Raw genomic sequence first — 5893 nt, forward strand, 5'->3', positions numbered from 1 at the left:
TTTTCGATAGTGGTAAACATATTTAATTATGGACTAATGAGGGGCATGGTCTTTCAGAGTATTTGTACTCATCGCATAAGTGTTATGCTCCTGGTGGTAGTGAGGAATTTAGTCCTCAAAGTTGTGGCAAATAAGGACTCTTCGTCCTTACTAGAAACCTTTGGAATGTTCAGATATTTTTCGCATTCCCAAGGCCAAGACACTCAAAAACAACAGCCCGATCGCCCCAGCTAGCGGATTGCCGTTAACTCCTGTCACCCACTCGGGAACAGATGCCGAATATCGCACTAACTGCCCGATGTTGATCGTGTAATATCCCCAGACTAAACCTGCATGAAGCCCGATCGACAAACCGAGGCGATTTTGGCGCGATCTTTTTCCCCAAACCAGAATCAAACCCAGCAACAACAACCCTGGAAACTGCGGCCAACTCCCCAGCATTGCCGCGACAGGTTTGATAAAATGAGATAGGGCAAACACCAGGCTATTCGCCCACAGAGATATTCTATAATTGTAATCCCGCTGCAACTCGTCCAGCAACCAACCCCGGAATACCAACTCCTCCGCAAAACCGACTCCAAGGGCGCTTAACAGCCCTTCTGCGATGATTCTCGGCAAATTATCAGAATTTTGCCACGCGACTAAGCCGAACAGCCCTTGCACCACAAATAAGCTGAAAGTGAGCAAAAGCCCGATCGCCAATCCGATTAAAAGCTCAAAACCGTTTTTTCGCGTATTGATTAACCCGTAACTCTTGAGTAATTGGGTTTGTCCGTAAACCTGTTTTCCCCAGCGCGGCACTAGGAACAGAAACTCAGCAAACAACAATCCCATTGTCAGAATAGTTGCTAGGTTACTATCTTTAACTAAGAGATAAATTGGTGCTGCTAGCGGCAGCCAAATTGCTAGCAAAATTAATAGGAAAATTATCACACGTAAAGGAAATGGATAACGGGCTATTATTTGGAGGCGGTTAATCATTGTTGTAAATTAAAAAGGTTTTACATCATATCTGTAGGGACACAGCAATGCTGTGTCCTTACCAGGATTAGGACACAGCATTGCTGTGTCCCTACCCGGATTCTAAACACGCCCTTGCCGTACCCCTAATGTACAAAGCAGACGGAAAAAGCTAGAATGGCATCATATCGGTTGAAACTTTAAGTGAAGCAAAGCTATAACATCAGGTAACAATGACTGAAGCCTCGGATTTTTCAAATGTCGATCGCGAATTAGATGACACAATTTTAAGCTTCGCAGACATTCAGGCAGAACTCAACCTGCGCCACGCTAAAGATGCTCTGCGAGATATAGTAGAAAATCTCGACTTGACAGTTCAAGAGCGAACTGGACTAGAACCGGAAATTGGCGGCTTGGAGAAAATGCTCGACAAGCTAGAGCGCGCTTGCGTGCAAATAGCTGTGTTTGGGATGGTGGGAAGGGGAAAATCTTCGGTTTTGAACGCGCTGCTAGGTCAAAATGTGTTTGAAACTGGCCCGACTCACGGGGTGACTCGCACGACGACTATTGGTCAGTGGGATGTCGGAGAGGGAATTGATGAGAATTTGCCCGATCGACTTTCGCCAGTTATTTACCGTTTGTCGCAAGTTGAATTAGTAGATACTCCGGGAATAGATGAAGTTGACGGCGAAACTCGCGAACTTTTAGCCCGCCGCGTTGCTCAACAAGCAGATTTGATTTTGTTTGTTGTGGCTGGCGACATTACGAAGGTGGAATACGCAGCGCTTTCGCAGTTGCGGGAAGCCGGAAAACCGATGTTATTAGTGTTTAATAAAATTGACCAGTATCCCGATGCAGACAGGCTGGCAATTTATCATAAAATTCGAGACGACCGCGTGAGAGAATTGTTGTCTCCCGATGAAATTGTGATGGCGGCGGCTTCGCCTTTGACGGCGAGGGCGGTGCGCCGTCCCGACGGAAGTATGGGCGTGCAAATGACTCGCAGTTTGCCACAAGTGCACGATTTAAAATTAAAGATTTTGGAGATTTTAGACCGGGAAGGCAAATCTTTGGTCGCGCTGAATACGATGCTCTGTGCGGGGGATATTAACGAGCAGTTGGTGCAGCGAAAAATGGAAATTCGAGATGAGGCGGCTAATCGAATTATCTGGAATGCGGTAATGACGAAATCGGTGGCGATCGCACTTAATCCAATTACTGTAGTTGATATTCTTAGCGGTGCGGTAATAGATGTGGTGATGATATTAACTTTATCTAAAGTTTACGGCATTGCGATGACGGAAGCGGGCGCGGTGGAATTGCTGCAAAAGATTGCGATTAGTATGGGGGGAATTACTGCGGGCGAATTGTTGGCTAATTTTGGTTTGAGCTCGTTGAAAGGATTGTTGGGTTTGGCAACGCCGGCGACGGGGGGTTTGGCTTTAGGGCCTTATTTATCGGTGGCGGTGACGCAAGCTGCGATCGCGGGGGTTTCTTCCTACGGTATCGGTCAAGTTACTAAGGCTTATTTGGCTAATGGTGCTTCTTGGGGAGATGATGGGCCAAAGGCTGTGGTGAGCAAGATTTTGTCTTCTTTGGATGAGGATTCTATTTTAAATCGGATTAAGGAGGAGTTGCGGGCTAAGTTGGATTTGGGAAGTGTGGAAAAACAGAAATTTGAGTGAAAAGAAGGAAGTCAGGACACGGATTTTGGCACGGATACACAGATTAATTATCGACAGTGAGTAGTTATTTGTTATTTGTTATTTGTGAGGAACTACCAATGCCCGATGCCCGATGCCCGATGCCCGATGCCCTGCGCGGGCCGATGCCCGATGCCCGATGCCCGATGCCCGATGCCCAATTCCTAATATTATGTTATTAACCATCTCTACAACTCGCGTCCCTGCTACAGATTTGGGCTATTTGCTGCACAAACATCCCGATCGCCATCAATCCTTTCCGATGACTTTCGGGCAAGCCAGCGTGTTTTATCCAGAGGCAAATGCAGAAAGGTGTACGGCGGCTTTACTGTTAGATGTCGATCCGGTAGGTTTGGTGCGGGGCAAGTCGAAATCGGGCGATCGCCCCCTCGACCAATACGTGAACGATCGCCCCTACGTTGCCTCTTCGTTTCTGTCTGTCGCCCTCGCCAAAGTCTTTAGTACAGCTCTATCCGGTCGCTGCAAAGACCGCCCAGAGCTCGCAGAAACAGCTATTCCTTTGACAGTTAATCTGTCGGTTTTGCCCTGTCGCGGTGGCGAGAAATTCCTGCGGCAAATGTTTGAGCCGCTTGGGTATCAAGTCGCAGCAAAACCCCTGATTCTTGACGAGCAATTTCCCGAGTGGGGCGCGAGTCCTTACTTTTTTGTGGAACTGCAAAATACAGTTCGTTTGGCGGATTTGTTAAGCCATCTTTACGTGCTAATTCCCGTGTTGGATGACGACAAACATTATTGGGTGGGCGATGATGAAATCGAGAAGTTATTGCATCACGGTGAAGGTTGGTTGAACGCGCATCCCGCCCGCGAACAAATTGCCAACCGCTATCTGAAACGCCAGCGCCGTCTGACGCGAATTGCTGTGGCACAGTTAGCAGAAGAAGCTCATATCGACCCTGAGGATCTCGAAGTTTCTCATCAGCAAGAAGAGGAAGTTTTAGAACAGCGAATTAGCTTGAATCAAGAGCGTTTGGAAGCTGTGACGGAGGTTTTAAAGCAAAGCGGTGCTAAGCGAGTGGTAGATTTGGGCTGCGGTGAGGGAAAACTGCTGAAACTGCTTTTGAAAGAAAGCTCGATCGAACAAATTACAGGCGTCGATGTGTCCTTTCGGGCTTTGGAAATTGCCAGGGAACGTTTGCAAATCGATCGATTGTCTCCCGCACAGCAATCTCGCATTCAACTAATTCAAAGTTCGCTGATTTATCGGGACACCCGCTTGACTGGTTTTGATGCGGCGACGGTAATTGAAGTGATCGAACATCTGGATTTAGAACGGTTAGCTGCTTTTGAGCGGGTTTTGTTTGAATTTATCCGACCGAAAAGTGCGATCGTCACAACTCCAAATATTGAATATAATGTTCGGTTTGAAAACTTACCGGCGGGCAAATTTCGCCACCGGGATCACCGCTTTGAGTGGACAAGGGCCGAATTTCAAGCTTGGGCGAATGGGGTTGCCGAACGCTTTGGCTGTGGGGTTGAGTTTCGTTGTGTGGGAACTGAAGATTTAGAAGTAGGTTCGCCTACGCAAATGGCAATATTCGAGATGTAAAATCTATTAACTGGTTTAACTGGTTACCAGGCAGAGCCTGGTAACCAGTAAACGAGTAAAAATCTATATTATTAAATAAACAATGAAAATTACTTTTCCAGAACTATCCCTAGTCGTTCTCATCGGTGCATCCGGTTCCGGCAAATCCACCTTTGCGCGGCAGCATTTCCTACCTACAGAAATCATTTCATCGGATTACTGCCGCGGTCTGGTTTCCGACGACGAAAACAATCAAGCGGCCACCGCTGATGCTTTTGAAGTATTGCATTTAATCGCTGCTAAACGTCTGGGTGCAGGTAAGCTAACTGTGATTGATGCCACCAACGTTCAGCCGGAAAGCCGCAAACCTTTGTTGGAATTAGCCCGAAAATACCATTGCTTTTTGGTTGCTATTGTGCTAGATTTACCAGAAAAATTGTGTGGCGATCGCAACCAACAGCGTCCCGATCGCAATTTCGGAAATCATGTAATTCGCCGCCACGTTCAGAATTTAAAGCGATCGCTCAAATCTCTAGATAGGGAAGGATTTCGGTACGTTTACGTCCTCCGTTCCCCAGAGGAAATCGACGCGGTGGAAGTCGAGAGACAACCTTTGTGGAACAATCGCAAAGGCGACAGCGGCCCTTTTGACATTATCGGCGACGTTCACGGATGCTGCGACGAATTGGAACAATTGCTGCAACAGTTGGGCTATCAAATTATCGAAAAATCCAGCGAATCCGATTTGGGGAATTTTCCCACCTACGCGCACCCGGAAGGGCGTAAAGCCGTGTTTTTGGGCGATTTGGTCGATCGGGGCCCGCGCATTCTCGACACCCTCAAACTCGTGCGAAACATGGTACTCGCAGAAACAGCTTTGTGCGTACCTGGAAACCACGACATCAAACTGCTGCGAAAACTAAACGGCAAAAATGTCAAAATCAACCACGGACTCGAACAAACCTTAGCAGAAATTGCCGCTTTACCGGATGAATTGCGCGAATCAGCAGTACGAGAAATTCGCCAATTTTTAGATAGTTTGATTGGGCATTACGTCCTCGATGGCGGAAAATTAGTCGTCGCCCACGCCGGGATGAAAGCTGAATTTCAGGGACGCGCATCGGGCCGCATTCGAGATTTCGCCTTGTACGGAGAAACAACTGGCGAAATCGATGAATTCGGCTTGCCCGTCCGCTACAATTGGGCCGCCGAATATCGAGGTCAGGCAGCGGTTGTTTACGGACACACCCCCGTTCCAGAAACAGAATGGTTGAACAATACTGTTGATATTGACACGGGCTGCGTTTTCGGAGGCAAACTAACAGCTTTGCGGTATCCCGAAAGAGAATTTGTCAGCGTTCCTGCTGCTAGAATTTACTGCGAACCTGCTAAGCCGATCGCCTTTCAATACGGCCAAACTCCACTTAACAATAGAGACATGAATTCACCCGTTATCAATAGCGGTTTGGCGACAGGGAATCTCACCGCCCAACAGCAGTTTGATGACGTACTAGACATTAGCGACGTACTCGGAAAACGCATTATTTCAACTCGCCTGCAACGTAACATTACGATTAAAGAAGAAAATGCGATCGGCTCTCCGGAACTTACGGTGATATTTTTATCTAATTAGAGAAGCAAGCTAATACGCGTTCTCGAAAATTATCAAAGTTTGAAAAGCCAT

General features: G+C 47.3%; 4 protein-coding genes. 3 read left to right on the plus strand and 1 reads right to left on the minus strand.

From position 1 onward, the window contains the following. Nucleotides 1-150: 150 nt before the first annotated feature. Nucleotides 151-981 carry a CPBP family intramembrane glutamic endopeptidase gene (locus E5S67_RS30710; protein ID WP_172193076.1) on the minus strand — a complete coding sequence of 277 codons (831 nt, stop codon included), beginning with the start codon at nt 979-981 and terminating at the stop codon, nt 151-153. A gap of 212 nt (nt 982-1193) precedes the next feature. On the opposite strand from E5S67_RS30710, the gene E5S67_RS30715 reads away from it, so the two are divergent. From E5S67_RS30715 to E5S67_RS30725, 3 genes are all read left to right on the plus strand, one after another. Next, entirely contained in the window at nt 1194-2645 is a 1452-nt protein-coding gene (locus E5S67_RS30715; protein ID WP_172193078.1) for a GTP-binding protein, read from the plus strand. Nucleotides 2646-2835: 190 nt separating this feature from the next. Then, the gene (locus E5S67_RS30720; protein ID WP_172193080.1) at nt 2836-4230 is read left to right on the plus strand and encodes a 3' terminal RNA ribose 2'-O-methyltransferase Hen1; all 1395 of its coding nucleotides are present in this window, start codon (nt 2836-2838) and stop codon (nt 4228-4230) included. Between the two features lie 82 nt (nt 4231-4312). Further along, nucleotides 4313-5842: a polynucleotide kinase-phosphatase gene (locus tag E5S67_RS30725; RefSeq protein ID WP_246277069.1), complete on the plus strand. Its 1530-nt coding sequence runs from the start codon at nt 4313-4315 to the stop codon at nt 5840-5842. Nucleotides 5843-5893: the final 51 nt, after the last annotated feature.

Source organism: Microcoleus asticus IPMA8, from assembly GCF_013179805.1.
GTDB classification, from domain to species: domain Bacteria; phylum Cyanobacteriota; class Cyanobacteriia; order Cyanobacteriales; family Microcoleaceae; genus Microcoleus; species Microcoleus asticus.